The sequence below is a fragment of the Actinophytocola glycyrrhizae genome (assembly GCF_042653545.1).
GTDB classification, from domain to species: Bacteria; Actinomycetota; Actinomycetes; order Mycobacteriales; family Pseudonocardiaceae; genus Actinophytocola; species Actinophytocola glycyrrhizae.
On the sequence record NZ_JBHSIS010000022.1, the window covers coordinates 249,660 to 274,452 of the forward strand.

A 24,793-nucleotide genomic window follows, 5' to 3' on the forward strand; every position below is an offset into this window, starting at 1 on the left:
ACTGCTCCTTCGTCGCAGGCTCCCGCGTCCTGGTCATGTCGCGCCTCCCCGCACTCGTGAGCGCTGCAGGTAGACCGCCACGACGATGATCGCGGCCTGCACGATCTGCGCGGTCGAGTCGGGCAGGTCGTGTTTGATCAGCGTCGCGGCGATCAGCTGCATCAGCACCGCGCCCGCGACCGTGCCGAGGATCCGCACCCGTCCGCCGGACAGTGGCGTGCCGCCGACCACGACCGCGGTGATCGCGGCCAGCTCGAACAGGTTGCCGATCGCGGACGGGTCGGACGCGGTGAGCCGCGCGGTCGCGAGCACTCCGGCGACCGCCGCGAGCACACCCGAGATGACGTAGGTCAGCATCAGCACCCGGCGCACCGGCAGCCCGGCCAGCGCGCTCGCCGACCGGTTGCCGCCGATCGCGACCAGCTGCCGCCCGAACGTGGTGTACCGGACGAGCAGCCACACCAGCACCGCCAGCAGCGCGGCGATCAGCACGACGTAGGGCACCCCGAACGCCTTGCCCGCGCCCAGTTCCAGCACCTCGGGGTTGCGGATGTCCTTGAGCTGCCCGTCGGCGAACACCAGCGCGAGCCCGCGCCCGCCGACCAGCAGGGCGAGCGTCGCGACGATCGGCTGGATGCCGACGACCGCGACCAGCGTCCCGTTCGCCATGCCGCACAACGCCCCCGCCACCAGGGCCAGCGCGAGCGCGGGCACCAGCCCGTAGCCGAGGTAGAGCGGCAGGACCGCGGCGGCGATCGCCATGACCGACCCGACCGAGAGGTCGACGCCCTCGGTGCCGATCACGAGCGCCATGCCCAGCGCGACGATCAGCACGGGCGCGACCTGCACGAGCTGCGTGTTCAGGTTCGCCAGCGTGGCGAAGTTGTCGGTGAACGCCAGGTTGTAGCCGACGAGCACGGCGACCGCGACGTAGACGCCGTTGTCCTGCAACCAGACCCGGGTGTCGGTGCGTTTCCTCGCCGGTGCCAGCGGGTCAGTCGTCATCGGCGGGCTCCTCCGCGAGCGCGGACAGCAGCGCGGACTCGTTGACCTGTGCGCCGTGCAGTTCGGTGACCACGCGGCCCTCCCGCAGCACGACGATCGAGTCGGAACCCTCGATCACCTCGTCGAACTCCGAGGAGATCAGCACGACGCCGAGCCCTTCCGAGGCCAGCTCGTCGACCAGCCCCTGCACCTCGGCCTTCGCGCCCACGTCGATGCCGCGGGTCGGCTCGTCGAGCAGCAGCACCTTCGGCTGCGTGCACAGCAGCCGCGCGAGCAGCACCTTCTGCTGGTTGCCGCCGGACAGGTCGCCGACCCGCTGGTCCGGACTCGACGCCTTGATGCGCAGGCGTTTCATGAACACCTCGACGATGGCGTCCTGCCGCCTGCGGGACACCACTCCGGTGCGGGACAGGCGGGGGAGCGCGGCCAGCACGATGTTCTCGCGCACCGAGAGGTCCGGCAGGATGCCGTCGGCCTTGCGGTCCTCCGGCAGCATCACCACCCCGGCTCGCATCGCAGCGGCGACCGACCCGGTCCGCAAACGTTTGCCTGCCACGACGACCGAGCCGGAGTCGAGCGGCAGCGCACCGGCGATCGCCATCGCGGTCTCGCTGCGGCCCGCGCCGAGCAGCCCGCCGAGCCCGACGATCTCGCCGGGCCGGACCGTGACGTCCACGTGGTCGAGCCGGTGCCTGCTGGTCAGCCCGCTCGCGGCGAGCACGGGCACGGTGTCGGCCGCGGTGTGCTCGCCATCGAACCTGGTCGCGCCCTCACGCCGGACCTCCTCCAGGTCGCGCCCGAGCATGAGCGCCACCAGCCGCAGCCTGGGCAGGTCGGCCATCGGCCCGGAGTGCACGACCCGGCCGTCGCGCAGAACGGTGACCCGGTCGCAGATCCGGTACAGCTCGTCGAGCCGGTGGCTCACGTACAGGACCGCGACGCCGGCTGCCCTGAGCCGGTCGACGATCCCGAACAGCGTGTCGACCTCACGGGGTTCCAGCGAGGACGTCGGCTCGTCGAGGATCACGACGCGGGCTTCGGTCGCCGCCGCCCGCGCGACGGCGACCATCTGCCGCACCCCCATGCCGAGTGTCCTCAATGGACGGGTCACGTCGACCTCGACGCCGTAGGAGTGCAGCAGTTCCCGTGCCCGGTCCCGCATGGCGCGGAAGTCGACGAACCCGAACCGCGTCCTCGGTTCGCGGCCGAGGAACAGGTTGCTCGCCACCGACTGCAGCGGCACCAGGTTGACCTCCTGGTACACGGTCGCGATGCCGGCCTGCTGTGCCGCCATGGGCGAGCCGAACGAGACCGGCTCGCCCCGGTGGGTCAGCGTGCCGCCGTCCGGGGAGTGCACGCCGGTCAGCACCTTGATCAGCGTCGACTTCCCGGCACCGTTCTCGCCGACCAGCGCGTGCACCTCACCCGGTGCCAGGTCGAGGTCGACCTCGGAAAGCGCGACCACCCCGGGAAACCGCTTGCCGACGGCGGCCGCGGACAGTACGGGTGCCATCAGTACGCGTTCGAGACCTCGTCGGCGGCGTTGTCCTTGCCGTACAGCTTGTCGCTGATGACGACGTTCTGGGACACCGGCTCGCCGTCGAGGAACTTCCGCAGCGTCTCGAAGGCCAGCGGCCCGAAGCGGGGGTTGGACTCCACGACCGCGTACATCTCACCGTCGACGATCTTCTGCACGGCGTTGCGGGTGCCGTCGATCGAGACCACGTGCACGTCGGTGCCCGGCGTCTTGCCCGCGCTCTTGAGCGCCACCAGCGCGCCGAGCGCCATCTCGTCGTTCTCCGCGTAGACGCCGGTGAGGTCCGGCTGCGCCTGGATGAGCTGCTCCATGACCTGCTGGCCCTTGTCGCGGGCGAAGTCACCGGTCTGCTGCGCGGCGATCTCGATGTCCGGCGCGATCTTGGCCATCTCGTCGACGAACCCCTCGGTCCGGTCGGTGGTCACGTTGTTGCCGGAACTGCCCAGCAGGATCGCGACCTTGCCCTTGTTGCCCATGGCCTCCGCCATCTCCTGCGCGGCCCGCTTGCCCTGCTCGACGAAGTCCGAGCCGAGGAAGGCCACGTAGTCCTTGCACGGCTCGGAGTTCACCTTGCGGTCCACGGTCAGCACGGGGATGTTCCTGGCCCGCGCGGCCTGCAACGCAGGCTCGAGCCCGTCGGAGTTGAGCGGTGCGACGATCAACGCCTGCGCACCCTTGTTGATCATGTCCTGGATATCGGAGATCTGCTTCGACAGCTGCGAGTTCGCGTTCGTGGTCAGCAGTTCCCTGACCCCGACCGCCGCGGCCTCGTCCTTGATCGACTGCGTCTCCGCGATCCGGAACGGGTTGGCTTCCTTCTCCGACTGGGAGAATCCGACCACCGCGTCCTTGAGGTCGATCTTCTCGCCGCCGTACTGCTCCAGTGTGCAGGTGGGCCCACTCGCGTCTTCCTGTGCGACCTGCGCGCCACCCGTGCCGGGAGCGTCAGTGGTGCCGGAATCCTCCGACTTCGTGCAGCCGGCGAGCGTGAGTGCCGCGGTCACCACCGCGATGCCGGCGAAACGAACAGGGCGAAATGAACGGGATGCCGCCATTGGCACTCTCCTGGCCGATCAGAGGCCGCGCCCTCGCCGGCGACCTCGCCGATCAAATTCAGTCACAACCGAAAGTTATCTGTCAAGACTTCGCAATACCCGCACAGCTTCGTACAGCCCTCGTACGAAATCCCCGTCCTGCCCTGAAAGACGCTTTCGGGACGCTCATCGACCCGAACGCGTCTTTCGGGACATCGGCGGGAAACCGGCGGCGTCAGGACGCATTGGCGGCTGTTGCCGCCACGTGGACCGTGATTCCCAGCTCGCGCAACGCTTCCAGTTCCGCCGGGTCGGACGCGTCGTCCGTGACCACGTGCTGGATGTCCTCGGGGGCCACCGTCTGCAGCAGTGCCTCGGTGCCGATCTTGGTGTGGTCGGCGAGCACGACCACCTCGTCCGCGGCGGCGGCCAGTGCGCGGTCGACGCCGGCGACCGTCAGGTTCGGTGTCGACAGACCGCGTGCCGCGGTGAGGCCGTTGCCCGAGATGAACGCGCGGGTGCCCTGCACGGTCGCCAGCGCCTGCTCGGTCGCGCCGCCGACCAGTGCGTGGATCGAGCCGCGCAGCGAGCCGCCGGTCACCACCACGTCCACGCCACGCGCGCCCGCGAGGCCGGTGGCCACCAGCAGCGAGTTCGTCACCACCGTCAGCTCGTTGTGGCGGGTCAGGCGGGCGGCGAACGCCTGTGTCGTGGTGCCCGCGCCGACCACGATCGCGTCGCCGTCGCTGACCAGTTCCGCCGCCATGCCGGCGATCGCGGCCTTCGCGTCGGCCGCCACCAGCGCCTTCTCCGAGTAGGTCGGCTCGTGGGACAGGCCGCCGGGGAGTGCCGCGCCACCGTGGTGGCGGTCGAGCAGGCCCTGTGCGGCAAGGGCGCGCAGGTCGCGGCGCACGGTGACCTCGGACGTCTCGACTTGGCGCGCGAGTTCGCGCAGCGAGATGGCCCCGCTGGACCGGACGAGGTCGAGGATGCGCTGGCGACGTTCGGCGGCGAACACGAGCATGACCCTAACCCGAGGAAGGCCGGAGAATGATCGGATCTGGCCGGGTTTGATCGTTCGAATGCGCCGTCGGGCGGAGTCTTGCGTACGGGCGGACACCGTCTGTAGTGTCAGGAAAGCGCTTGCCGGAAAGCGCTTTCCTGACCACGTCGAACCCACAGGGAAGTGGGCGGATATGTCGAAACCCAGACGGTGGCTGGTAGCGATCGCCGGTGCGGTGGTCGCGGCAGGCCTCGTGGTGCCGCCGGGTGCGGTGGCACAAGCCGACGAACCGATCCAAGACCCGTTGCCGGACCCCGTCCCGTCGAGTCTCGGGCTCACGGTCGCGGAGTTCGCGCAGTTCCCCAAGACCGAGCTCACCCCGCCGCCGCCCGACCCGCCACCGGACCTCCGGCTGATCAGGCACGCGCGGATCAACCACCTCGGTGAGGTGCCCGACGGCTCCGGCCGCCTCTACGTGCCCGACCTCAACGGCCGCGTCTACCTCGCGCACCGCGACACCCCGGGCACCCAGCACGTCTACGTCGACTTCAAGGCGCGGTTCCCGGACTTCTTCTCCGGTCGCGGCCTCGGCAGCGGCTCCGGGTTCGTCACCTTCCACCCGGACTTCAAGCGCAACGGCAAGTTCTACACGGTGCACACCGAGAACGGTGCCGCGCTGAGCAAGCCGACGACCTGGCCGTCGCACTCCGCGAACCCGTTCCTGCACTCGATCATCACCGAGTGGACGGCGTCGGACCCGAGCGCGAACACCTTCAGCGGCACCCGGCGCGAGGTCCTGCGCATCGCGGAGGCCCGTCAGGTCCACGCGATCCAGCAGATCGACTTCAACCCCAACGCGCGCAAGGGAAGCCGTGACTACGGCATCCTCTACGTCGCCTCCGGGGACGGCGGCGCGGGCGCCACGACGACCGAGCCGCAGCAGCTTTCCAACCCGTACGGCAAGATCCTGCGGATCGACCCGCTGGGGAGCAACGGGACCGGCGGGCAGTTCGGCATCCCCGCCGACAACCCGTTCGTCGGCACCCCCGGCGCGCTCGCCGAGATCTACGCGATCGGCATGCGCGACCCGCACCGGTTCAGCTGGGACGCGGCGACCGGGCGGATGTACCTCGGCCACATCGGAGAGCACCGCATCGAGGCGGTCTACGAGGTCAGGGCAGGCGACAACTACGGCTGGAGTGAGCGCGAGGGCAGGTTCGTGTACAAGCGGAACGACCCGCAGTGCTCGGTCTACCCGCTGCCGCCGGACGACGCGCGGTACGGCTACGACTACCCGGTCGCCGCGTTCGACCACAACCCGCCGCCGGGGCACCCGCTGTGCTCCGACTCCGGGCACGCGATCAGCGGCGGTTTCGTCTACCGGGGCGCCATTCCCGAGCTGCGCGGCAAGTACGTGTTCACCGACCTCGTCGACGGGCGGATCTTCTACACCGAGGCGAGCGAGATGCGCCGCGGTCGCCCGGCCGCGCGGATCCACCAGCTGCAGGTGTACGCGAACGGTCAGCGAACCGACTTCCAGGAGCTCGTCGGCGACGACCGGGTGGACCTGCGGTTCGGCCAGGACGCGCGTGGTGAGCTGTACCTGGTCGCGAAGGCCGACGGCAAGGTCTACAAGGTCACCGGCGCCAAGCGGTTCGCGAGCTGCAAGGTCGGCCACACCAGGGTCACCGGGTCGGGTGGCGCGGACTCGTGGTCGCCGGTGACGCCGGACAAGTGGCGGTTCCGCGGCGGCGACGTGATCCTGGCGCAGGCAGGCGAGGCACGTCCCGGCCCGCGGCGGCCGTTCGAGTACGCGGTGCTGGACAAGGGACCGGAGCTGTCGAGCGTGCGTGTCGACACGAAGGTCCGCCTCGACACCCCGGTCGAGGTGACCAACCGGGACGTGGTCGTGGTGTTCGGCTACCAGAGCGACACCGAGTTCTACTACGCGCACGTGTCGACGGACAACACGATCTACCCGCACAACGGCATCTTCGTGGTGGCCGACGCCGACCGGCTGCGGATCGACGACCAGTGGAACGAGGTGATGTCCCGTGGCGCGCCGCCCGCGATCACGGACACCGCGTGGCACGACGTGAGCGTCACCCACTGCGCGGACACCGGCGAGATCTCGGTCCGCGTGGACGGCGAACTGCTGATGACGGCCGTCGACCACACGTTCGGCTCCGGCAGGACCGGGTTCGGCTCGTTCGACAACATCGGGCGGGCGCGGGACTTCCGGGTCACCGGCACGGCGGCGTGACCATGCGCGGACTGCTGATCGGGCTGTCGTGCGTCGCGCTCGCCGCCACACTGTCGGGCACGGTGCCCGCCGCCGCCACCTCGGCGACGGCGGGGCACCGGCCGGGCGTGGTCCCGTCGCTCGCACGGAACCTCGTTGCCTACTACGACTTCGAGCACCCGGCGGCGGGCGGCGCGGTCGAGCGGGACCGTGGCCGGTCGGGCACGGACCTGTGGCTGGTCAACGGCGCGCCGAGGGTGCGGGACGGGCACCGGCACGCGTTGCAGACCGGGCAGAACTCGGCCGTCGCGAGCAACGACGACTGGAAAGCCGGGGTGTACTCGGAGACCGGCGTGCCGTCGCTGCGGGCGTTCAACGCGGCGCGCGAGATCACCGTCATGGGCTGGTTCAAGACGACCGGCGTCAACCCCAGCCCCAACACCGTGACCGAGGACCCTTCCGACCACTACAACGCGATCGGGCTGGCCGGTGTGCTCACCGGTGACTCGGACGGGCACGCGGTGCGTGCGCTGCTCGAGGTCATCAACGTGAACGGTGAGCTGAAGGTGGTCGCGCTGGGCAGGCGCGTCGACGGCGGCGCGTCGCAGACGTTCGCGGCGTCGGCGCCGTGGCAGCAGGTCCTGCCGCCGGGCAGGTGGGTGCACCTGGCGGCGACGTTCGACTTCGACACGGGCGAGATGGCGTTGTACCGCAACGGTCGCGCGCTCGACGGCTTCTACACGGTGACCGGTGACCCGTGGTCGCTGGCCGGCGAGCCGGAACCGGACCTGACGACGGCGTCGGACCCGCGCGGCATCAAGATCGGCGGCAGCTTCCCGCAGAACACCGTCGAACGAAACCCGTGCAACTGCCGGATGGACGAGCTGATCTTCCTGAACCGAGCGGCAACCCCCAAGGAAATCCAAACCCAGTACACCCGCAACTAACCCCGCGAGTCCCCGCTTCAGAACCCGCGAGTCCCCGTTTCGGAACCCGCGAGTCCCCGTTTCGGAACCCCCGAGTTCCCCGTTCGGGACCCGCGAGTCCTCCGCTCAGAACCCCCGAGTTGGTGTTTCGCGTTCGTCGCGAACGGTCGACTCGCCGGTCGCGAACGGGGAACTCGCGGGTCCTGAACGGGGGACTCGCGAGTCCCGAACCGGGGACTCGCGGGTTCCGAACGGGGGACTCGCGGTGTTTCGGGGGTTTGGTGATGGTGGTTGTGCGGGTTTGTCATTCGGGTAGTGTGAGTAGTTCTCGGACGATGTCGTCGGCGCGTCCGGAACTTTGCCACACCGGCGTTTCCTGGTCAGGAGTTTTTCGCTGTCGGGACGCCACCGCCCATTTCTCCCACACCTGGATGTTGTCTTCGAAGTCGCCGTGCGTGCGCAGGCCGAAAAGTGCGTCGACGGTGCCGCGACTGGTCGGCGCGGCGAGCGTCGTCGGCACGAACACCCAGCCGATCGCACGAAGCGGCGCGACCACCGCCATGAGACGGTCGTGCTCAGAACTCACTGACTCCCCAAGGGTTTCCGGAGGCGGACGGCACGCCGGAGCGCAACGGGGGAGAACCGCTCGACGACGTACCGCCCGCCAGACTGCCCGGTCCTAGGAAGTGCGGGAGCGGGACCGGGCGGGTGTGGCGACAGCGTGCCCGGAATGGCTTGCCGTGCGCAAGTTGCAACCCGGGTCAAAGGCGATGACCACCTGATCAGGGGAGCGGTGTAACTTTCGGAAAAATGCGTGTAACCCCGGGCAGAGAAATGCCCTCGCACCTGGGGATCCCGGTGCGAGGACATTCTTTTCTCGGCAGTTGCCCGCTTGTCGGAGCGCCGAACTGCCAGGCCTACCCGGTACCGCACGTGGTGCGTGTGGTCGTACACCCGCTCGGCGACGACCGAGAAGATTGCTTCCGTGAACCATGCGAAGTGAGCCTGACGTGTGGCACGGACTCGAGCAAGGCCATCACGACGCCCGGCGTAGGACGAGTGCCCCCGCCGGACGGCCCAGACGCGTAGCGCCCGAGCTTCGACGCCGTTAGGCCCATTGACGGCATCGCGGCTGCCGTGAACGCGCCTTTCACAGCACCAAAGCCCGGGCGCTGCGCGCCCCGGGCCCGCACCGCCGCAACCCCGACGGTGGTGCAAGCCCCACCCATAGGGGCTCCCTGCCATCCCGTCGACCTGGCGTAGCCCGATCACGCCGTGTCAAGGGGGGCCAAAACGGCCGAAGCACAACATGGCCAAAGCTGGCCCCCCCTCGGCGCGGTGTGATAGCCCCTGGGAGGTCGACGGGATGGCAGGCAGACCCGCCCAAACCGCAGCCCAACGGCCCCTCCGCCACCCCCGAGACCTGCCCGTCCGGCGAGGACAAACCCCACAACGCCCGAGCCCACCCACCAACTTCACGGAAGCTAGTTCAGTGGCTGCGGACGGGTCGTGAACCGCGGGTCCAGGTGGGCGGTGTCGTTGAAGCGGCGGATCACCCAGCGCTCGCCCCACACCACGAGCTGCGTGATCGACGCGTTGTCGGCGTCGATGAACGCGAACGGCCGGGAGCCGGTGGCCATCGAGACCACCTGGCCGATCGTGCCGCCGTGGGTGAACACCGCGACGCGCCGGTCGGTGTGGGCGGCGGCGATGCGGGTCAGCGACTCGCGGACGCGCGCGGCGAAGGCCTCCGTCGACTCCGCGCCGGGGATCACGTCCCACCGTTCCCGCTCGAACATCTGCTGTGCGAGCGGGTGCTGCTGCGCGACCCGGATGCGGAACAGCCCGCCCTCCCACTCGCCCAGGTTGATCTCCCGCATGCCCGGCTCCACGGCGGGGGTGACGCCGAGGCGCTTGGCGAGCGGTTCCGCGGTCTGGTGGGTGCGGCGCAGGGTCGTCACGTACAGGCCGTCGAGCTCCTCGTGTTCGAGGCGCTTCGCGACCAGTTCGGCCTGCTCCTCGCCGACGGCCGCGAGGGGCGGGTCGCCCTGGCCGTCGACCTTCGGGAACGGCCGGTCCTCGCGAGCCGGCTGGGACTCACCGTGCCTGACCAGCAGGATCTCGGTGGCGCCCGGTGGCAGGGTGAAGCGGAACTGGCGGTACTCCTCTGAGTTGGTCACCCACCCATTGAAACCGATGCTCCTCCGCTATGAGCGGTCATAGCCGAAAGCTATGTCGCGGTGCCCGGTTGGTGGCTAGCCACCGGCGGGGCACCGGCCCATCCTTTGTGGTGTGCTTCCCGGACTGGTGCTCGTGGCGGCCGCGACGGTCGTCGGCCGCGTGGCCGGGACGCTCGTGCCCGCCGCCAGCGCGCTGATCGTCGGCATCCTGCTCGGGGTGGCGTGGCGCTCGTTCGCCGGTCCGCGGCCGGCGTTCGCGCCGGGGCTGCTGTTCGCACGGACCTGGCTGCTGCGTGCGGGTGTGATGCTGCTCGGGTTGCAGCTCGCGGTCACCCACGTCATCCACTTCGGACCGGCGGTGCTCGCGGTGGTGCTGGCGTCGGTGGCCGTCACGTTCGCGGTCACGTGGCGCCTCGGCCGCCGCCTCGGCCGGGCCAGGTCGCTGCTGCTGGCGACGGGGGTGTCGATCTGCGGCGCGTCGGCGGTCGCTGCGGTGAACGCGGTGGCCGACGGTGACGAGGAGGACGTCGCCACGGCCGTCACCGCCGTGACCGTCCTCGGCACCGCCGCGATCGGGATCGTGCCGCTGGTCGCGTGGCTGTGCGGACTCTCCGACCAGGACTTCGGGCTGGTCGCCGGCGCGAGCGTGCACGAGGTCGGCCAGGTCGTCGCGATCGGGGGTGCCGCGGGCGGCCTGGTGCTGCAGGTCGCGGTCGTGATCAAGCTGGCCCGGGTGGTGCTGCTGGCACCGCTCGTCATCGGCCTCGGCATCTACCACCGGCAGCTGGCACCGGCCACCGGACCGAGCCCGGTGAGCACCCGCACCCGGCCACCGCTCGTGCCGTGGTTCGTCACCGGGTTCGTCGTGCTCGTGGCGGTGCGGGCGCTCGACGTCGTGCCGGCACCGGTGCTCGACCTGTCCGCCGTGGTCACGAACCTGCTGCTGTGTGCAGGCATGTTCGCTCTCGGCGCGGCGGTCGACCTGCGTGCGGTCGTCCGCAGCGGTGGACCGTCGCTCGCCGTCGCCGGTGCGGGCAGCGCGGTCCTGCTGGCCATGGTGACCGTCGGCGTCCTGCTGGTCTAGCCGGCGCCTGTCAGGACACCAGGGCGTGTCCTTCGGATCTTTGTGCGAGGTCTTGGCCTGATCAGCGGTTACCTCAGGGGAACGTGACGGCACTGGGCCACCAACCGCTGGGTCTGGACGAACACTTCGAATTCCGGGGAGGCGGACTAGATCACCTGGAGCAGCGCGGCCGCCGGGCCGGTGAGGCGTCTGCCCTTCGGCCACACCGCGCGCAGGCGTCGCTCCAGCCTCAGGTCCGCGACCCCGACCGGTACGAGGGTCCCGGCCGTCAGCTCCGCCGCCACCGCGTGCCTGCTCAGCACTGCCGGTGCGATCCCCGCGACCGCGGCGCCCTTCACCGCCGCGTTCGAGCCCAGCGCCAGCTGCGGGGTGACCGGGTCGTGCCGGGCCAGCACCCGGTCCAGCGTCTCCCGCGTCCCCGACCCGGCCTCCCGCACCACCAGCGGTGTCGCCGCCAGCTCCGGCGCGGTCAGCGGGCGGCGGCGCCGCGCCCACGGGTGGGCCGGTGTGACCACCACGATCAGCTCGTCCGTGCCGACCACCCGGCTCGCGAGGCCGTCCAGCACACCGGGGCCCTCCACGAAGCCGACGTCGGTGTCCGTGCCTTTCAGCACGAGCCGGGCAACCTCGGCGGAGTTCGTCACCGTCAGTCCGACATGGACCGATGGTTCCTGCCCGCGCAGGTCGGACAGCCACCTGGGCAGCAGCGCCTCCGCGATCGTCATGCTCGCCGCGATCCGCAGCGTCGCCGCGCGGTCGGTACGCAGCGCGGACACGCTCGTCCGGAACTCGTCCGCCGCGGCCAGCAGGTTCACCGCCCACGCCACCACGAGCTTGCCGTCGTCGGTCAGCACCGACCCCTGCGGGCCGCGTACCAGCAGCGGCAGGCGGGCCCGTCGCTCCAGCGCGGCGAGCCGCTTGGTGGCCGACGGCTGCGCGATCCCCACCGCCCTCGCCGCCTTCCCGACACTGCCCAACTCCGCCACCTGCACCAACAGGCGCAGCGACTCGAGATCCGGTTCGTCGCTCACACCGATGAAGTATGGGGCTTGTGTGTGGTGGCAGCATTCGTCATGACAACTGGAGGACCTCGTTGCCAGCAGAGCTGAACACCCTGCGCAGGGAGCTGTTCGCGCACATCCGCGAGCAGGGCGCCGCCGCCGACCCGCTCGTCGCGGAGGCGCTGCGGACCGTGTCACGCCACCTGTTCCTGCCGGACCTGCCGCCGGACCAGGCGTACCGGGACGAGCCCATCGTGACCAAACGCGACGCCGACGGCCGCCCGGTCAGCTCGTCGTCGCAGCCCACGATCATGGCGATCATGCTGGACCAGCTGGCGCCGAGGCGTGGCCAGCGGGTGCTCGAGATCGGCGCGGGCACCGGGTTCAACGCCGCGCTCCTCGCCTCGATCGTCGGTGAGCGGGGCGCGGTGACGAGCGTCGACCTCGACGCGGACACCGTGGCGCACGCACGGGAGAACCTCGACGCCGCGGGCTGCCCGAACGTGGTCGTGGTGGCCGGCGACGGCGCGCTCGGCCACGCGGACGGGGCGCCGTACCACCGGATCATCGCGACTGTCGGCGTCTGGGACCTCGCCCCGGCCTGGCTGGAGCAACTCGCCCCCGACGGCCGCATCGTCGTGCCGCTCGACCTGAACGGCGTGCAGCGCTCGGTCGCGTTCGAACGCGACGGCGACCGCCTGACCAGCCGGTCCGTGTCGATGTGCGGGTTCATCCGGATGCGTGGTCCGTTCGCCGGACCGGAACGGACCTACCTGCTCGACCCCGTCACCGACCTCACCCTCAGCCTGCCGACGGCCCGCGAGGTCGACGGCGACGCGCTCACCGAGGTGCTCGGTGAGTCACCGGCGGTTCACGCCGTCGGCGACATCGGGCCGATGCCATCGCCGATGCAGTTGTTCGACGGGTTCACGCTGTGGCTGGCCGTCCACGAGCCGCGCTGGTGCGCACTGTCCGAACAGGTGGGTGCCCGCCAGGCCAGGCTCGCGGCGGCGCCGGTGCGGGGGCAGGACGCCGCCGCGACCGCCGGGATCCTGACCGACGACGGGCTCGCGCTGATCGCGGTCGACGACGAGCGGCTCACCGTGCACGCGCACGGCAACACCGCGGTCGCCGACGACCTGCTCGCGCACGTGCGGGCGTGGGCGGCGGCGGGCAGACCGGGCACCGAGGGCCTGCGGATCGACGCGTACCCGGCGGGTGCGCGGGGTGTGCACGGCGACGTGGTGCTGGAGAAGGGCCAATGCAGGCTCGCACTGTCCTGGTAGGGCCGGGGTGGACGACGTCCCGTCGGCTTACGTAGGCTCCGCGCTGAAATGGCGAATACCTCTCACGTTCCAGCCGCGGACCGGCTGACCGTCCGCACGCGGTTCGGCTACGCGCTCGGCTCGCTCGCGACCGGCGCGTTCGGCACCGTGCCCGGTCTGCTGCTGCTCCCGTACCTGACCGACACGCTCGGTGTCGGCGCGTCGGTCGCGGGGCTGCTCGTGCTGCTGCCCAAGGCGTGGGACGTCGTCTTCAACCCGATCGCGGGCCGGATCAGCGACCGGACCACCGGCAGGCTGGGGGCGCGCAGGCCGTACCTGCTCTACGGCGGCATCGGGCTCGCGATCACCTTCGCCGCGCTGTTCGCCGGTCCGGACACCGGCTCCGCGACGGTCGACGCGCTCTACGTCGCGTTCGTGTTCCTGGTGTGCGCCACGGCGTTCGCGTTCTTCCAGGTGCCGTACAACGCGTTGCCCGCCGAGCTGACCACCAGCCCGAAGGAGCGGACGAGCATCACCGCGTGGCGGATCGCGGTGCTCGCCGTCGCGATCCTCATCAGCGGTGCCGGCGCGCCCGCGGTCCGGGACGCGGTCGGTGGGCTCGCCGGGTACCGGGTCATGGGCATCGCGGTCGGCGTGCTCATCCTCGTCGGCGCGATCGGGGTGTTCCTCGGGACCGCGCGCACCAGGGTCGCGCCGCCGCTGCCGTCGGTGGCCGGCTGGCGCGAGACGATCGCCGCCGTGCGGGCCTGCCCGCCGTTTCGCGTGCTGCTGACCGCGTTCGTGATCCAGGCCGTCGGCATCGGCACCCTGCTCGCCGGGGTCGACTACCTCGCGCGCTTCGGCCTCGGCGACAGGTCGTGGCAGCCGCTGCTGTTCGCCGCGTTCGTCGGGCCCGCGCTGCTCGTGATGCCGCTGTGGCAGCGGGTCGCGTCCCGGCGCGGCAAGCGGTCCGGCTACGTGACCGCGACGCTGGTGTTCGCCGTCGGCCTGCTCGGCGTCCTCGGCGCGCGGGTGTTCCCGCCGGTCGTGATCGTGCTGTTCGTCGCCGTGGCCGGGGTCGGGTACGCGGGCCTGCAGGTGTTCCCGCTGTCCCTGCTCGCGGACGTGATCGGTCGTGAGGCGGACCGCACCGGTCAGGCCCGCGCCGGTGTGTTCGCCGGTGTGTGGACCGCGGGGGAGACCCTCGGCCTCGCACTCGGCCCCGCGTTGTACGGCGGAATTCTCGCGCTCGGCGGCTACGTGTCGTCGAGCGGTGAGGCAGTGGCGCAACCGTCGAGCGCGGTCACCGCGGTGATCGTCGGCGTCGCGCTGGTGCCCGCGTTGTTCACCCTGGCCGCGCTGCCGTTGTTGCGGCGCAAGGAGTTGCTTACGTGAGTCTGCCTACCACGGGCCTGCCGGCCGAGCAGGTCATCGACGAGCTGCGCGCACTGCGGACGGGCGACCTGCCCACCCACGGCGGGCGCACCCTCGCCTACGTCTACGACAGCGGCCGCGAAGGTCTCGACGACCTGGCCGCGCGGGCGCACGCGCTGGCCAGCTCGGCGAACGGGCTCGACCCGACCGCGTTCCCCAGCCTGCTGCGCATGGAGAACGAGATCGTCGCCGCCGCTGCCGCGTTGCTCGGCGGCGGCCCGTCGGCGGTGGGCAGCGTGACCTCCGGCGGCACCGAGAGCTGCATGCTCGCCGTGCACGCGGCGCGGGCCGCGCGTCCCGACGTCGAGCGGCCGAAGGTGGTGCTCGCGTCGACCGCGCACGCCGCGTTCCACAAGGCGGCGCACTACTTCGGGATCGAGGCGGTGACCGTGCCGGTCGATCCCGCGTCGTTCCGGGCCGACCCGGCCGCCATGACCGCCGCCATCGACGACCGCACGGTGCTGGTGGTCGTGAGCGCACCGTCGTACGCACACGGCGTGATCGACCCGGTGCCCGAGGTCGCCGCGCAGGCCGCCGCGCGTGGTGTCCGGTGCCATGTGGACGCCTGCATCGGCGGCTGGGTGCTGCCGTACTTCCGTGCGCTCGGCGAGCCGGTGCCGGACTTCGACCTTTCGGTGCCCGGCGTGACGAGCCTTTCGGTCGACCTGCACAAGTACGCGTACTGCCCGAAGGGGACGTCCGTGCTGCTGCACGCCGACGCCTCGCTGCGGCGCTCGCAGTTCTTCGCCAGCGCCGCGTGGCCGGGCTACACGATGCTGAACTCGACCATGCAGTCGACCCGGTCCGGCGGCCCGCTCGCGGCGGCGTGGGCCGTGCTGAACCACCTGGGCGACGAGGGGTACCGGTCGCTCGCGGCGCAGGCGCTGTCCGCGGTGCAGGCGCTGCGGTCGGGCATCGCCGGGATCGACGGGCTGCGGATCCAGGGCGAGCCGCAGTCGACGCTGCTGTCGGTCACCGCCGACGACGACGGGTTCGACGTGTTCACCGTGGCCGACGAGATGACAGAACGCGGCTGGTACCTGCAACCGCAGTTCGGGTTCGAGTCCTCGCCCGCGAACCTGCACCTGACCGTCACCGCCGCCAACCACGGCGGTGAGGCCGGTCTGCTGGCCGATCTCGCTTCCGCGGTCGCCGCGGCTCGTCGTAGTGGGCCGGTGACGTTGCCCGCCGAGTTGACCGCCGCCATCGCCGGGCTCGATCCGGCCGCGCTGACCGCCGAGCAGTTCGCCGGGCTGCTCGCGATGGCGGGGCTGGAGGGCTCGGGTACTCCCAAGCGGATGGCGGAGATCAACGCGATGCTCGGGGTCGCGTCCCCGGTTCTGCGGGAACGACTGCTGGTCGAGTTCCTGGGAGTGCTGTACACGGCTTCGTGACCAGGGTTCCGGTCACCGTGCCGGTTCGTCGGCCAGCGCCAGCCGCACCAGCGCCGCGCCGGCGGCCTGCATCGGCAGGCCCTCGACCGCCTCGGCGGTGAACGGGCGGGTGGTGACCGCGCCCTCGTCGTTGACCGCCACCCTGGCGCCGAAGATCTCGTCGAACACCGGCGCGTCGATGACCACCCGCACCAGCAGGTCGGTCGCGAACGTCAGCGGGTCCACGCCGAGGCCGAGCACGTGGGCGTCGATGCCGGGGTGGTCGGTCATGGCCACCGCGAACGGCCACGCCGGGTAGTCCGGTGCCTCGATCTCCGGCTCGCCGAGCACCTCCTCCGCGTACTCGCGCAGCAGGAACCGCCACAGGTCGAAGTCGCCGGGGCCCGAGGACTGGAACACGCCGACCGGCACCACCTGGTACAGGCCGCCCGCGTGGCCGACCTTCGCCGGGTCGCGCCAGTGCAGCAGGAAGGTGTCCCCCGCCTGGTCGCGGCGGATCGTGAGCGCGCTGATCGCCATGTTCGCCGGGCGTTTCGCCAGGTCGCACGGGTTGCCGACGGCCTCGCGCAGCGGGCGCTCACCGCCTGCCGCGTACTCGTGTGCGGCGGCCTCACCGGTGTCGATGCTGTCGAAGTACGTGCCGTCGCCGAACACCAGGCGCGGGGCTGGGCCCGCCAGGTCCGCGTCGAGCAGCCGCCAGGTCGGGCGGTTCTCGAACACGGTCGGCGCGTCCAGCGCGACCATGGCCGCCGAGTAGCTCGGGAAGTCCGGGTGGCCGGCCGCGGGCGGCAGGTCCACCGGCGGCGCGGCGGCCATCGTGAGGTCCACGCCGGACAACGGGATCGGCGCGGGCGGCACCCACGCGGGGTCGGTGAGCAGGGGAGTCCCGGCGGTCTTCCGCACGTCCGGGAACTCCTCGACGGCCCGCACCGCCAGCTCGTAGCGGTGCGCCCGCAGGTGCGCGCGCACCCGCGCCCAGTCGCTCACCGCACCAGCCGCCAGTACTGCTTCTTCTTCTCGTCCTTCACGATCACCCCCAGCCGCACCAGCTCCGCGCGCAGCTCGTCGGCGTCGTCGGAATCCTTCGCCCGCGCGGCCAGCAACGCGTTCGCACCCGTGGGCAGGTCCTCGATGCCGGGCACCCACCTGCGGTACTCGCCCGCGTGCGGGTCGCCGTCCCGCCACGGGTAGCCGTTCCGGGTGAACGCGGCCGCCAGCGCCGTGACGTCCAGTTCGGACGGTCGGCGGACCAGTTCGCCGGTGTCGGATCCCAGCAGCACCAACTGGTTGCGGTCGACGAACACCGCGGTGACCGCCGCGCGGTCGAAGGTCTCGTCGTACTCGTCGCCGACGAGCCGGACGTGGTCCGCCGACACCGTCACGTCCAGGCGTTCACCGTGTGCGATCAGCGCGAGCACCAGTCCGCCGACGAGCCCGACACCGAGCGCACCGAGCGTCGCCACCGGCTCGGGGATCGAGTCGACCAGCTCCAGCGGCCCGCGGAACGGGGTCCACCGCAGGGTCACGGCCCAGTTCGCCAGCAGCTTCAGCAGCCACCCGGCCAGCGCACCGGCCAGCGGCAGGCCCGCCCACCTGACCAGTCGCGTGCCCGTGCTCTCGGAGACCCGTGCTGCTCCCACGGCTCCATTGTGCCGTTCGCCGCTCTGTGAAGGCGCGGTGGCGTTCTCCGTGCCCGCGTCGGAGTTCGAGCGGGAGCGGCCCGCCTCGCACACCTGCTGGCCGCACGCCCGTCCCTGGTGAGCGGCATCTGATCGCACCGAGCCTGGCCGCCTCGCTCAGGTGGGCCGCCTATTGACAAGAAAAACTGTCAATTGAGAGCATGTGCCCGTGGCCACCTACCTCGACGAGCCCGAGAAGGTCCGGCGTGCGCTCTCGCCCATCCGGCGGCAGCTGCTCGCCCGCCTCCGCGAGCCCGCGTCGGCCACGCAGCTCGCCGCCGCGCTGGGCCTCCCTCGCCAGCGCGTCAACTACCACCTGCGCGCGCTCGAGGACGCCGGCCTGATCGAGCTGGTGGAGGAGCGCCCCCGCCGCGGCTGCACCGAACGCATCCTGCGCACCAGGCCCGGCGCGCTCGTCGTCGACCCGACGGTCATCGACGGCGAGTTCACCCACATCCACGACCAGTACGCCGCCGAGCACCTCGTCAACGCCGCCGCCACCACCGTCCGCGACGTCGCCCGCATGCAGGCGGCCGCCGCGGACCAGGGGAAACGGCTGCTCACCTTCACCGTCGAGGCCGAGGTCCGGTTCGCCGAGCCCGGCGACGTGCACGCCTTCACCGACGAGCTGGCCGCCGCGGTCCGCGACGTCGTCGCTCGCTTCGACACGCCGGGTGGCCGCGCCTACCGCATGATCGCGGGCGGCCACCCGGCCCCGGAACACCGAGGAACGCGATGAACGACGAAACACCCCGCATCGAGGTCACCATCGCCGCGCCCGTCGACGCCGTCTGGCACGCGTTGCGGGACAAGGAGACCATCCGCCACTGGCACGGCTGGGAGTTCGACGGTCTCGACGACGAGATCGACCTGATCTACTTCGACCACATGACCGAGGACCCGGCCGCCCGCACGCTCAGCGTGCAGGAGGGCGACGTCATCCGCCTCGAACCCGACGGCGACGGCACCCGCGTCACGCTCACCCGCGCACCCCGCGGCGTGAACCCCGACTGGGACGCCTACTACGACGACATCACCGAGGGCTGGATCACCTTCCTGCACCAGCTGCGGTTCGCGGTCGAACGGCAGCCCGGCGTACCCCGCCGCACCGTGTTCCTCAGCGGGCACAACAAGGCCGGGCGTGATCTCGCGCGGGACCTCGGCCTCGGTGCCGCGGGCACCGTCGACCTCGTCGGCGAGAAGGTCACGACCGAACCGTGGTACCGCGCGGAGCACCAGTCGGGCGTCACGGTCGACGCGTGGGGCGGCGGGCTGCTGGTCGTCGCGTCCAGCGGGCCGGGCGAGGCCAAGCCGGACGGGGTCGTGATGGCGATCCTCTCGACCTACGGCCTGTCCGACGACGAGCTCGCCGACCTCACGAACCGCTGGCGCGCGTGGTTGACCGAACGGTACGGGCCTCTTCCGGAGTGACGCCGAAGTCCACGCCGTGCAGGACGTGCGCCAGCACCTCCGCGCCGCGCACGAGCCGCGGGCCGGGCCGGTTGAAGTAGGAGGGGCCGTCGAGCACCCACGTGTTCGGCAGCTCCGGCACCAGGTGCAGCTCGGCCAGGGTGCGGGCGGGCGGGAAACCGCACGGCAGCAGCAACACCACGTCCGGCCGGGCGTCCACCACGGACTTCCAGGTGGCCGGCCGGGTGTGCTCGCCAGCCGTGGCGAGCAGCGGCACGCCGCCCGCGATCTCGATCTGCTCGGGCACCCAGTGCCCGGCTGGCCACACCGGGTCCAGCCACTCGATGGCCGCCACCCTCGGCCTCGGCAGCCCGGCCACCGCGCGGCGGACCGCGGCCAGGCGCCCGGCGAGCGCGGCGATGTGGTCGTCGGCCGGGACGCCGAGCGCGTCGCCGACCACGCGCACGCAGTCGAGCACCTCCGCGATCGTCGACGGCTCCAGGCTGAGGACGCGTGGCCCGGCGTCCATGGCACGCACCGCGTCCGAGACCCGCCGGTAGGACACCGCGCACACGTCGCACAGGTCCTGTGTCAGGACCAGGTCCGGCGCGAGATCGGCGAGCAGCGTCGCGTCCAGTCCGTACAACGCGGAACCGTGGTGGCTCGCGGCCGTGGTGATCTCCCGGCTGGACCGGTCGGCGGCGATCGCGCTCGACGTCACCACCGGCACGGCGGCGACCTCGGCGGGCCAGTCGCACTCGTGCGTGCGGCCGACGAGGTCGGCGGCGCGGCCGAGCGACGCGACGATGTCGGTGGCCGCGGGCAGCAGCGAGACGACGCGCATGAGGTCAGCGTACGTCCGGGGCCGGGACAGATTTCGTGACGGAACGTGACTGTGCTCGTGATCACCTGGCTACTCGTTCGTGATGGTTGGGGGTTCACCCGGACGGGTTGCGAGTGGTGACTTCGCAGGTGAACAAGCACTCGACGTATGCATGTGCAGCTGCATCGGCAGCGAATCCGACTGACCGGGTGTAGCCGTCCGCTCACCGATTTGTACGCACCGTTCATCGCTCACGGGGTGGGGTCACGGCCGAATAACAAGATCGATAAGAGAAGATGGGCCGAGCGCCTGGGCTCGGAGGCGGTTGACTCGAACGTGGCTCCCTGCTGGAACAGGGAGCCACGTGGTCCGTTTCGTGCCCCAGGTGTGCCCCAGTCAGATGAGGACGAAGAGGAAAAGCACGAAACGGTGACCAGGATAAGGCCCGAGGCCACGATGACACCAGAAGAAGAAAGATCAGCGGACCTGGAGCGACCGGCCCGCAGAACCGTCCGGCTGGCGGCTGACTTCGAGCCCGAGCCGTCGGCGAACCCCGCTCCGCGCCGCCCGGCGACACACGCGCTCCGGCCTGCCACGCGGGACCGGGTCTTACGCGTCGCCGAACGGGTCGTCGGCGACTGGGCGCCCACCTTGCGCGAGGCGCTGGTGCGGGTGCTGGTGTTCGTGGTGGTGCTGCTGGTACTCGGCCTGGTACTCAGTCCCGGGGTGGCCGCCGCGGGCGCGGTGGTCGGGTTCGTGATGTTCCTGATCGGCCGCCGCCGCACCGATTCCCCGGACTGACTCACGCACGCGCGACATTTCACATCATCCGGTGAGATGAGGATTGACATCGCGCGGCAATGGGTACCTGCATCACCAACAGGGCCTTTCAAGGAGGTGCAGGAAGCATGCTTGTCCTCGGCTTGCTGCTGGTGGTGCTGAGTGGCGCCGTTGGAGTGCTGCTGATCGCCTACAACAACGGTGGTGACGAGCAGACCGTCACCATGTTCGGTCGCGATCTGGCCGATGTGACCATGGCGCAGGCGTTCATCGCAGGGCTTGTGGTCGCGGCGGTGTTCCTGATCGGGCTTTCGATGATCCTGTCCGCGGGGCGCAGGGCCAAGGAGAACCGTTCCCGCTACCGCGCGGCCCGCCGGGAGGCCAAGAGTGCCGCGAAGGAGCGGGACGAGCTCGCCGAGCAACTCCGCCACGAGGAGGACCACCGGCACGAGCCGGTGGCCAGCAACACCGACACGATGGTGACCCCGCCTGCTGGGACTCCGGTGGCCCACGACACGCGCACGGGCACTCCCGCCGCGGGCCAGACGCAGCCGCCGCGCCACGCGGCGCCGCAGCAGCAACCCGTCATCACCAACATCAAGCCCGGTGACTCCCCCACCAGGTGACCGGGCAGCGAAAGCGGCCGGCCGCGGCCTGACTCGACGCGTCATCGGTTCTCTGTCCCCCGGTGAACCGGTGCCGCGGGCCGTGGCCGGCCGCATCTAACACAGGTACATGGGCGGCACGTGGTCGGTCAGCCAGACGACCTCGTTGCCGCGGAGGAACTCCACGCCCGCGGCCAGCGCCGCGGGCGTGTCCACGGTCAGGACCCGCACCGCGTCACCCTTGCGGCTGCCGACCGACTCGGCCATCTCCCTCGTCACCGACAGGTGCACGTACTGGCGCCGCATGGGCCGCAGCCCGTCCCGCAGGATGTGTGCCGCCGAGGCCACCGACGTGCCGTGGTACAGCTCGGCGGGCGGGCTGCCCGGCTCGCGCACGATCCGGCCCGGCACGCTGTGTCCGTAGCGTGCGCGGATGCGGTCCCCCGCCAGTTCGAACCGCTGTTTCCGGCTGTCCCGGGCCACGTGCTCCAGCTGCGCACGGCTCACCCCCAGCGCCGCGAGCAGGTCCGCGACCGGGGTCCAGCCCGCCTCGTCCAGCTCCAGCTCGTAGAGCCACGGCGCGTGCCGCAACGCGTGCGACATCCGTTTGCTGAGCCGGACGTCGTGCATGGCCGCGACTCGAATCGGGCAGACTCGCCGGTATGGACGGGCTCGGGCTGACCTTCGACACCATCGCCGAACGCTACGACCGGGTGCGGCCCGGCTATCCGGCAGCGGTGTTCGACGACGTCGCCACGCTCGCCGGGGCGCGGGCCGGTACGCGGGTGCTCGAGATCGGTCCGGGGCCGGGTACCGCGACGCGGGCCCTGCTCGCGCGGGGCTGGCGGGTGCACGCGGTCGAGCCGGGCGCCGCGCTGGCCGGGCTGGCCGTGGCGAACCTGGCCGGGCAGCCGTTCACCGTGGACGTGACCAGATTCGACGACTGGGTGCCGGACCGCAGCTACGACATGCTGTTCTCCGCCACCGCCTACCACTGGGTGGCGCCGGAGCACCGGTGGCGGCTGGCAGCCGGCGTGCTCGACCCCGGTGGCGCCCTCGCGCTGGTCACCAACCGCACGGTCGCGGGCGGCAACTTCAACGACATCTACCAGGCGTCGGCGGACCTGCACGCCCGTCACGCGCCGGAGGTCGAGTTCGGGTTGTCGCCGTCCGCGGGGGAGATCCTCGCCGGGGTACACGCCGCGGCCGACGACATCGGCGCGGTGTGGGAGGTGGCCGAACCCAAGGCGGGGCACAGCCGGGCCGGCGCGTCGTTCACGCCGCCCGTGATCCGTTCGTACGAGTGGGAAACCACCTACGACACCGACGACGCGGCCGCCCTGCTGTCGACCTACTCGGTCTACCTGGGGGTACCGCCGGAACGGCGCACGCCGTTGTTGACGGGCATCGCCGACATCGTCCGTACGGACTTCGGCGGGGTCGCGACCCGGCGCTACCTCGCGATCCTGGCGGTGGCGCACCGGCGCGAACCGGGGCAGGATCGGCAGGCGTGACACGGATCGAGATACCGCCACGCGTGGATGGTTCCCAGCGGCTGCACGGCTACCTCGCCCGGCCCGGCGGTGCGGGGCCGTGGCCGGGTGTGGTGCTGATCCACGAGGCGTGGGGCCTGGACGACCAGATGCGCAAGCACGCCGACCGGCTCGCCCGCGCCGGCTACCTCACGCTCGCACCCGACCTGTACAGCCAGGGGGGTGCGCGCCGGTGCCTGGTGACGACGATGGTCGCGATGATGTCCGGCAAGGGCGGGGCGTTCGCCGACATCGAGGCCGCGCGGACGTGGCTCATCTCGTCGGAGGACTGCACCGGCCGGGTCGGCGCCATCGGTTTCTGCATGGGTGGCGGGTTCGCGCTGCTCACCGTGCACACGATGGCCGCGGTGTCGGCCAACTACGGCTTCCCGCCGAGGAAACCGGACGAGGTGATGGCGGGGGCGTGCCCCGTGCTCGCCAGTTACGGCGGCCGTGACCGCATGCTGCGCGGTGCGCCCGCGAAACTCTCGGGCGCGCTGGCGCGGGCGGGTGTCGTGCACGACGTCACGGAGTACCCGGACGCCGGGCATGCCTTCCTCAACGAGGGGGAGAGCGGGCCGCGGTGGCTGCGACCGCTGCTCCGTGCCGCGCATTCGGGTCCCGAGCCGGAGACAGCCGCCCGGGAATGGCGCCGGATCGAGGCGTTCTTCGCGGAACACCTCGGTGAACCAGTTGGTGGATCCGCCTGAGCAGGCGTCAGTCCAGCGTTTCCCGGTGGGTGGGAATCGTCGGCTCCTGGAAGAGGTTCTCGTACGCGGGCTGGCCGCTGTTCTGCGTGACCTTGCCGCTGGCGTACTGGGTGGTCGGGTGGCTGAAGAGCGCCGTGGGAACCTGCTGTGCCGGTTCCTCGTTCGTGGTCGTCGTAATGGCCGTACGTCCCTTCTGGACAAGCTGGGGCCCCGTTGCCACACCTGGCGCAATCGGGACGGCTCAACGGGATTTCCCGGTGCCTCCGCAGGTCTCGTCACCCCGGACGATGTGCTTCCCAGCTGCCACCAACCTACACCCGAACGCGTCCGAGGGGGACTGATTTCGCTGACAGTCCTCTCCGCGTGTCCCGGTCGGGCACGACCCGCGAAACCAGCCTGCGCAGGCGGGCCCACGTGTCCACCAAGTGAGACGCGTAAGGCCCGCGGGTCGGCGGGCGGCGCGTTCGGCGCCGGCCGCCGGTGGTCGTGCCCGACCGGGTTTCGAGTCAGCTCTTCTTCGCGCGGGTGCGGCGCTTCGCGGCGGGCTTGGCCGCCTTCTGCTCCGGCTCCGCCTTCGCGGCGCGGTAGGCCTCCACGACGTGGGACGGGATCCGGCCGCGGCCCGAGAGCCCGAATCCGTTCTCGTTCGCCCACTGCCGGACCAGTCCGGCGTCGTTCGAGGCGCCGGAGCCGTTCTGTCCCGGCTTGCCACCACGCTTGATCCGGCCACCGACTCGCCGCGCTGCCTCGACATACTCGGCAAGACCGCCCCGCAACCGTTCCGCGTTCGCCTCCGACAGGTCGATCTCATAGGTGACCCCGTCGAGGCTGAACAAGACCGTGGAAACGTCGGAAGAAGTCGTGCCGTCGAGATCGTCGACGAGTTGGACCAATACCTGCTGTGCCATCTATCCGCTCCTGACGTGCACGATTCGTGCATACCCGCTGGTTTGTTGCCCGCAACTGTGCAAATAATCAGCCGAATCCGTCAAAAGCGCAAGTGATCACGTGGTTTCGAGTGCAGTCCGATGTGGAACAGAGGGTGATGGCATGGAGACACGGTGTCGGAAATGAGAGTCCGGTCTCTTCGCCGTCACCGGATCGCGGCGGCCGGGCACCGCCCCCGGTCGCGCCGGAGGTGTGCTGTGA

General features: G+C 71.1%; 25 protein-coding genes. 12 read left to right on the plus strand and 13 right to left on the minus strand.

The features are described 5' to 3' along the window. Positions 1-33: 33 nt before the first annotated feature. The 4 genes from ACFPCV_RS32170 to ACFPCV_RS32185 form a co-directional block, all read right to left on the minus strand. Complete coding sequence (locus tag ACFPCV_RS32170) at positions 34-1,005, minus strand: ABC transporter permease (RefSeq protein ID WP_378060473.1); 972 nt, start codon at positions 1,003-1,005, stop codon at positions 34-36. Next, entirely contained in the window at positions 995-2,518 is a 1,524-nt protein-coding gene (locus ACFPCV_RS32175) for a sugar ABC transporter ATP-binding protein (protein WP_378060475.1), read from the minus strand. Before ACFPCV_RS32175 ends, ACFPCV_RS32170 begins: the two co-directional genes overlap by 11 nt. Continuing rightward, a complete protein-coding gene (locus ACFPCV_RS32180; RefSeq protein WP_378060477.1) occupies positions 2,518-3,597 on the minus strand; it encodes an ABC transporter substrate-binding protein in 1,080 nt (359 codons plus the stop codon). Before ACFPCV_RS32180 ends, ACFPCV_RS32175 begins: the two co-directional genes overlap by 1 nt. Positions 3,598-3,811: 214 nt before the next feature. Continuing rightward, entirely contained in the window at positions 3,812-4,600 is a 789-nt protein-coding gene (locus ACFPCV_RS32185) for a DeoR/GlpR family DNA-binding transcription regulator (RefSeq protein ID WP_378060479.1), read from the minus strand. A gap of 172 nt (positions 4,601-4,772) precedes the next feature. Between ACFPCV_RS32185 and ACFPCV_RS32190 the strand changes: the two genes are divergently transcribed. Together ACFPCV_RS32190 and ACFPCV_RS32195 are read left to right on the plus strand one after the other, a co-directional pair. Beyond that, positions 4,773-6,842, plus strand: a complete 2,070-nt coding sequence (locus ACFPCV_RS32190) for a PQQ-dependent sugar dehydrogenase (RefSeq protein WP_378060481.1) — start codon at positions 4,773-4,775, stop codon at positions 6,840-6,842. Positions 6,843-6,844: 2 nt separating this feature from the next. Next, the gene (locus tag ACFPCV_RS32195) at positions 6,845-7,768 is read left to right on the plus strand and encodes a LamG-like jellyroll fold domain-containing protein (protein WP_378060483.1); all 924 of its coding nucleotides are present in this window, start codon (positions 6,845-6,847) and stop codon (positions 7,766-7,768) included. 283 nt (positions 7,769-8,051) lie between these two features. Here ACFPCV_RS32195 and ACFPCV_RS32200 read toward each other — a convergent pair whose 3' ends face one another. Together ACFPCV_RS32200 and ACFPCV_RS32205 are read right to left on the minus strand one after the other, a co-directional pair. Then, positions 8,052-8,309 (minus strand): hypothetical protein, encoded by a 258-nt coding sequence (locus tag ACFPCV_RS32200; RefSeq protein ID WP_378060485.1) that lies wholly within the window; start codon positions 8,307-8,309, stop codon positions 8,052-8,054. A gap of 922 nt (positions 8,310-9,231) precedes the next feature. Then, on the minus strand, positions 9,232-9,927 hold the full coding sequence (locus ACFPCV_RS32205) for a histidine phosphatase family protein (RefSeq protein ID WP_378060487.1): 696 nt from the start codon (positions 9,925-9,927) through the stop codon (positions 9,232-9,234). A gap of 112 nt (positions 9,928-10,039) precedes the next feature. Between ACFPCV_RS32205 and ACFPCV_RS32210 the strand changes: the two genes are divergently transcribed. Continuing rightward, positions 10,040-11,011, plus strand: coding sequence for a YeiH family protein (locus ACFPCV_RS32210; protein WP_378060489.1), 972 nt, complete (start codon positions 10,040-10,042; stop codon positions 11,009-11,011). Positions 11,012-11,157: 146 nt separating this feature from the next. Here the strand turns inward: ACFPCV_RS32210 and ACFPCV_RS32215 are convergent, their stop codons facing one another. Next, a complete protein-coding gene (locus ACFPCV_RS32215; protein WP_378060491.1) occupies positions 11,158-12,042 on the minus strand; it encodes a LysR family transcriptional regulator in 885 nt (294 codons plus the stop codon). Positions 12,043-12,104: 62 nt separating this feature from the next. Between ACFPCV_RS32215 and fxlM the strand changes: the two genes are divergently transcribed. Genes fxlM through ACFPCV_RS32230 form a run of 3 tightly spaced genes read left to right on the plus strand, consistent with a single transcriptional unit; the run spans position 12,105 to position 16,105 of the window. Further along, positions 12,105-13,298 (plus strand): methyltransferase, FxLD system, encoded by a 1,194-nt coding sequence (gene fxlM, locus ACFPCV_RS32220; RefSeq protein ID WP_378060493.1) that lies wholly within the window; start codon positions 12,105-12,107, stop codon positions 13,296-13,298. 48 nt (positions 13,299-13,346) lie between these two features. Further along, complete coding sequence (locus ACFPCV_RS32225) at positions 13,347-14,672, plus strand: MFS transporter (protein WP_378060495.1); 1,326 nt, start codon at positions 13,347-13,349, stop codon at positions 14,670-14,672. Positions 14,673-14,689: 17 nt separating this feature from the next. Beyond that, positions 14,690-16,105 carry a pyridoxal phosphate-dependent decarboxylase family protein gene (locus ACFPCV_RS32230; protein WP_378061164.1) on the plus strand — a complete coding sequence of 472 codons (1,416 nt, stop codon included), beginning with the start codon at positions 14,690-14,692 and terminating at the stop codon, positions 16,103-16,105. A gap of 12 nt (positions 16,106-16,117) precedes the next feature. Here the strand turns inward: ACFPCV_RS32230 and ACFPCV_RS32235 are convergent, their stop codons facing one another. Together ACFPCV_RS32235 and ACFPCV_RS32240 are read right to left on the minus strand one after the other, a co-directional pair. Next, complete coding sequence (locus ACFPCV_RS32235) at positions 16,118-17,092, minus strand: hypothetical protein (protein WP_378060497.1); 975 nt, start codon at positions 17,090-17,092, stop codon at positions 16,118-16,120. Continuing rightward, complete coding sequence (locus tag ACFPCV_RS32240) at positions 17,089-17,745, minus strand: YqeB family protein (protein ID WP_378060499.1); 657 nt, start codon at positions 17,743-17,745, stop codon at positions 17,089-17,091. Before ACFPCV_RS32240 ends, ACFPCV_RS32235 begins: the two co-directional genes overlap by 4 nt. 208 nt (positions 17,746-17,953) lie before the next feature. Between ACFPCV_RS32240 and ACFPCV_RS32245 the strand changes: the two genes are divergently transcribed. Together ACFPCV_RS32245 and ACFPCV_RS32250 are read left to right on the plus strand one after the other, a co-directional pair. Then, positions 17,954-18,523: an ArsR/SmtB family transcription factor gene (locus ACFPCV_RS32245; protein WP_378060501.1), complete on the plus strand. Its 570-nt coding sequence runs from the start codon at positions 17,954-17,956 to the stop codon at positions 18,521-18,523. Beyond that, positions 18,520-19,215, plus strand: coding sequence for an SRPBCC family protein (locus tag ACFPCV_RS32250; RefSeq protein WP_378060503.1), 696 nt, complete (start codon positions 18,520-18,522; stop codon positions 19,213-19,215). The genes ACFPCV_RS32245 and ACFPCV_RS32250 overlap by 4 nt, the downstream gene beginning before the upstream one ends. Here the strand turns inward: ACFPCV_RS32250 and ACFPCV_RS32255 are convergent. Next, positions 19,160-20,038, minus strand: coding sequence for a TroA family protein (locus ACFPCV_RS32255; RefSeq protein ID WP_378060505.1), 879 nt, complete (start codon positions 20,036-20,038; stop codon positions 19,160-19,162). The genes ACFPCV_RS32250 and ACFPCV_RS32255 overlap by 56 nt on opposite strands. Before the next feature lie 408 nt (positions 20,039-20,446). Here ACFPCV_RS32255 and ACFPCV_RS32260 point away from each other — a divergent pair, with 408 nt between their 5' ends. Together ACFPCV_RS32260 and ACFPCV_RS32265 are read left to right on the plus strand one after the other, a co-directional pair. Next, a complete protein-coding gene (locus ACFPCV_RS32260; protein ID WP_378060507.1) occupies positions 20,447-20,818 on the plus strand; it encodes a hypothetical protein in 372 nt (123 codons plus the stop codon). A 107-nt stretch (positions 20,819-20,925) separates the two neighbouring features. Next, the gene (locus ACFPCV_RS32265; protein WP_378060509.1) at positions 20,926-21,423 is read left to right on the plus strand and encodes a hypothetical protein; all 498 of its coding nucleotides are present in this window, start codon (positions 20,926-20,928) and stop codon (positions 21,421-21,423) included. A 96-nt stretch (positions 21,424-21,519) separates the two neighbouring features. Here the strand turns inward: ACFPCV_RS32265 and ACFPCV_RS32270 are convergent, their stop codons facing one another. Then, complete coding sequence (locus tag ACFPCV_RS32270) at positions 21,520-22,032, minus strand: RNA 2'-phosphotransferase (protein ID WP_378060511.1); 513 nt, start codon at positions 22,030-22,032, stop codon at positions 21,520-21,522. A gap of 32 nt (positions 22,033-22,064) precedes the next feature. Here ACFPCV_RS32270 and ACFPCV_RS32275 point away from each other — a divergent pair, with 32 nt between their 5' ends. Further along, a complete protein-coding gene (locus ACFPCV_RS32275) occupies positions 22,065-22,916 on the plus strand; it encodes a class I SAM-dependent methyltransferase (protein ID WP_378060513.1) in 852 nt (283 codons plus the stop codon). After that, positions 22,913-23,644 carry a dienelactone hydrolase family protein gene (locus ACFPCV_RS32280; protein ID WP_378060515.1) on the plus strand — a complete coding sequence of 244 codons (732 nt, stop codon included), beginning with the start codon at positions 22,913-22,915 and terminating at the stop codon, positions 23,642-23,644. The genes ACFPCV_RS32275 and ACFPCV_RS32280 overlap by 4 nt, the downstream gene beginning before the upstream one ends. Before the next feature lie 7 nt (positions 23,645-23,651). On the opposite strand, the gene ACFPCV_RS32285 is transcribed toward ACFPCV_RS32280, so the two are convergent. Next, positions 23,652-23,864, minus strand: a complete 213-nt coding sequence (locus tag ACFPCV_RS32285; protein WP_378060517.1) for a hypothetical protein — start codon at positions 23,862-23,864, stop codon at positions 23,652-23,654. 286 nt (positions 23,865-24,150) lie between these two features. Continuing rightward, positions 24,151-24,552: a histone-like nucleoid-structuring protein Lsr2 gene (locus tag ACFPCV_RS32290; RefSeq protein WP_378060519.1), complete on the minus strand. Its 402-nt coding sequence runs from the start codon at positions 24,550-24,552 to the stop codon at positions 24,151-24,153. Positions 24,553-24,793: the final 241 nt, after the last annotated feature.

What these genes read in the sequence shown, in the direction of transcription:
- ACFPCV_RS32170 (WP_378060473.1), bottom strand. Translation starts at nt 1,005, where the DNA reads ATGACGACTGACCCGCTGGCACCGGCGAGGAAACGCACCGACACCCGG.
- ACFPCV_RS32175 (WP_378060475.1), bottom strand. Translation starts at nt 2,518, where the DNA reads ATGGCACCCGTACTGTCCGCGGCCGCCGTCGGCAAGCGGTTTCCCGGG.
- ACFPCV_RS32180 (WP_378060477.1), bottom strand. Translation starts at nt 3,597, where the DNA reads ATGGCGGCATCCCGTTCATTTCGCCCTGTTCGTTTCGCCGGCATCGCG.
- ACFPCV_RS32185 (WP_378060479.1), bottom strand. Translation starts at nt 4,600, where the DNA reads ATGCTCGTGTTCGCCGCCGAACGTCGCCAGCGCATCCTCGACCTCGTC.
- ACFPCV_RS32190 (WP_378060481.1), top strand. Translation starts at nt 4,773, where the DNA reads ATGTCGAAACCCAGACGGTGGCTGGTAGCGATCGCCGGTGCGGTGGTC.
- ACFPCV_RS32195 (WP_378060483.1), top strand. Translation starts at nt 6,845, where the DNA reads ATGCGCGGACTGCTGATCGGGCTGTCGTGCGTCGCGCTCGCCGCCACA.
- ACFPCV_RS32200 (WP_378060485.1), bottom strand. Translation starts at nt 8,309, where the DNA reads ATGGCGGTGGTCGCGCCGCTTCGTGCGATCGGCTGGGTGTTCGTGCCG.
- ACFPCV_RS32225 (WP_378060495.1), top strand. Translation starts at nt 13,347, where the DNA reads ATGGCGAATACCTCTCACGTTCCAGCCGCGGACCGGCTGACCGTCCGC.
- ACFPCV_RS32250 (WP_378060503.1), top strand. Translation starts at nt 18,520, where the DNA reads ATGAACGACGAAACACCCCGCATCGAGGTCACCATCGCCGCGCCCGTC.
- ACFPCV_RS32255 (WP_378060505.1), bottom strand. Translation starts at nt 20,038, where the DNA reads ATGCGCGTCGTCTCGCTGCTGCCCGCGGCCACCGACATCGTCGCGTCG.
- ACFPCV_RS32265 (WP_378060509.1), top strand. Translation starts at nt 20,926, where the DNA reads ATGCTTGTCCTCGGCTTGCTGCTGGTGGTGCTGAGTGGCGCCGTTGGA.
- ACFPCV_RS32270 (WP_378060511.1), bottom strand. Translation starts at nt 22,032, where the DNA reads ATGCACGACGTCCGGCTCAGCAAACGGATGTCGCACGCGTTGCGGCAC.
- ACFPCV_RS32275 (WP_378060513.1), top strand. Translation starts at nt 22,065, where the DNA reads ATGGACGGGCTCGGGCTGACCTTCGACACCATCGCCGAACGCTACGAC.
- ACFPCV_RS32290 (WP_378060519.1), bottom strand. Translation starts at nt 24,552, where the DNA reads ATGGCACAGCAGGTATTGGTCCAACTCGTCGACGATCTCGACGGCACG.